A 2,336-nucleotide genomic window follows, 5' to 3' on the forward strand; every position below is an offset into this window, starting at 1 on the left:
CGAGTTACCCGCGCAACGCACTGCCTCGCTGTCCCCCACCGCGCTGCCCCTCTCTCTGTTTTTTTTCTCCGGCGCCCCCGCGCCCCCCGCCCCCCCCGCCCGGCGTGTCGTCGGCCGCGTCGGCTGTGTATGCGCGCCAGGCCCCCCCCGGCGGGCCTGTCTGCCCGTCCGCCCCGCCCTGCGGGCCCGGCGGACGTGCAGGTCCGCGTGGTGGAATGGAGCGCATGAATCGCCCCAGCTACGGCTACAGCGCCGAGGACTCCCCGCAACCGGACCAGCAGCCCACCTGCCCACGCCATCCGGACCGGGTGAGCTATGTGCGCTGCAAGCGGTGCGAGCGTCCCGCCTGCCCGGACTGCCAGCGCGGCGCCGCGGTGGGGATGCTGTGCGTGGACTGCGAGCGGCAGCTCAACCGCCAGCAGGCCTCCACCCGGCCGCGCAACAGCATGGGCGGGGCGATGACCCGTGGCGCCCCCGTCGTCACCTACACCCTGATCGCCCTGTGCGTCCTCGCGTACCTCGGGCAGATGCTCGCCCCGCACATCGTGAATCAGCTGGGGATGTTCGCGCCCTTCCGCGCGCTCGTCATGCCGTGGACGTTCCTCAGCGCCGGGTTCCTGCACGCCGGGATCCTGCACCTGGTCCTGAACATGTATGCGCTGTACATCTGCGGGCAGTACCTCGAGCAGGTGATGGGCCGCTGGCGCTTCGCCGCCGTGTATCTGATCTCCGTGCTGGGCGGCCACACCGCCGTGTTCCTGCTGACCTCCGCGGCATCGCTGGACTGGTTCGGGGGCACGCTGGGGGCGAGCGGTGGCGTGTTCGGCCTGTTCGCGGCGCTGTTCATCGTCAACCGGAACCGGGGTGCGCAGACCACGCAGATCCTCGTGCTGATCGGCCTGAACCTCGTCATCACCTTCACGGTCTCGAACATCTCCTGGCAGGGCCACCTGGGTGGGCTCGCGATGGGTGCGGCGGTGACCGCGGCGATGTTCGCGCTGCGACCGCGGGCCACCGCCACCTCCGACCGGCAGGCTCTGGGCCGCCGCGCCGCGCTCCTGCACGGCGGCGTGATCGCCGCCGCGGTAGTGCTGTGCCTGCTGCTCGTGGCGGGCAAGGCGGTCATGGTCGGGATGCTCTGAGCCGCCGGGGAGGCGCCCGTTGGCGCTGGCCCGCGGGGAGTTACACCGCTGTAGTTCTCCACAGTCGTGGATGAGATTGTGGATAACTTTGGTCGGCTTGGGGATTTCAGAGACTTTCTGTGGATAACCCGGGGCGTGGTGTGGATGACCGGCCGACGGGGGAGGCCTGCCGGGCACCGGCCGTGCGGGCGATCGTGAACTGGTCGGAGCGGGGGAGAGCGCTGCCGACGGGGGGGGTGGCGCGGACGGAGGCGCCCGCGGCTGCGGCTCTCATGGCGCCGTGATCTGCGGAAACGCGATTCTGACGCGGGCTCGCCCCTGCTGTCAGAACGGCAGTGCCGGTGCGGCCGCGCCGACGCCGGGGCGCGGCCGCGACACGCCGCCGCCCCCGCTCTCGCCTGCGGAACTACAGCCGTGTCATTCATCCACCGCTGTGGATGATCTTGTGGATAACTCGGGGGAGGGGTGCCCTCAGTGCTCCGCCCCACCGGTGACCACGAGGTCCTCCGGGCTTTCGAGCGCCGTCCGGATCGCCGCGACCAGACCCCGAGCTACGGCCGCGGGCGGCGCCACGTCGGCCGCGGGAACATGCACGAACCCGCCCCGCGCCTGCGCGAGCTGTGGATCCGTCGCCAGAGCATGGGCGAGCAGATAGAACACGTCATTGCACACGTAGGTGCCCGCGCTCTGCGACACCGCGGCCGGTAGGCCCTGGGTGGCGAGCGCCTCGGTCATCGCCTTGATCGGCAGGGTGGAGAAATAGCCGACGGGCCCGCCGGGCACCACCGGTTCATCCACGGGGGAGGCGCCGGCGGCATCGGGGATGCGGGCGTCGCGGATGTTGATCGCCACCCGCTCGGGCGTGACGGCCCGGCGCCCGGCTGCGAGCCCCACGGCCACGATGAGCTGCGGCGCATGCTCCCGCGCCGCGTGCAGCAGCTCGGCGCCGGCGCGCCCGAACTCGACCGGCAGCTCGAGCTCCCGCGTCGTGATCTCAGCGGCCCGCAGCGCCGGGGCGGCCTCCCGCACCGCCAGCCACGACTCGTTCACGTCGGCGCCGTCGAAGGGTGCGAAGCCGGTGAGGAGGACATCGATGCTCATGGGACGAGGGTAGAGCGCGGGGCGGAGAGAAGGCGCTTAGGCTGGCGCGATGACCGCGCCCTGGCTCGTATACAGCTCTGACGCTGCCGACGG

At 71.7% G+C, this 2,336-nt stretch carries 2 protein-coding genes; one reads left to right on the top strand and one right to left on the bottom strand.

Annotation, left to right across the window (positions count from 1 at the left end; genetic code table 11):
• Nucleotides 1-224 precede the first annotated feature (224 nt).
• Entirely contained in the window at nt 225-1,142 is a 918-nt protein-coding gene (locus tag MU407_RS13875) for a rhomboid family intramembrane serine protease (RefSeq protein WP_102237224.1), read from the top strand.
• A gap of 471 nt (nt 1,143-1,613) precedes the next feature.
• Here MU407_RS13875 and MU407_RS13880 read toward each other — a convergent pair whose 3' ends face one another.
• Nucleotides 1,614-2,243 (bottom strand): pyroglutamyl-peptidase I, encoded by a 630-nt coding sequence (locus MU407_RS13880; RefSeq protein ID WP_246958375.1) that lies wholly within the window; start codon nt 2,241-2,243, stop codon nt 1,614-1,616.
• Between the last annotated feature and the right edge of the window lie 93 nt (nt 2,244-2,336).

Origin of the sequence: Brachybacterium sp. Marseille-Q7125 (assembly GCF_023062615.1) — a bacterium.
In the GTDB taxonomy this organism is placed as follows: domain Bacteria; phylum Actinomycetota; class Actinomycetes; order Actinomycetales; family Dermabacteraceae; genus Brachybacterium.

Bases quoted from the DNA above. Each gene is read 5' to 3' on its own strand.
- MU407_RS13875 (WP_102237224.1), top strand. From the start codon at position 225: ATGAATCGCCCCAGCTACGGCTACAGCGCCGAGGACTCCCCGCAACCG.
- MU407_RS13880 (WP_246958375.1), bottom strand. From the start codon at position 2,243: ATGAGCATCGATGTCCTCCTCACCGGCTTCGCACCCTTCGACGGCGCC.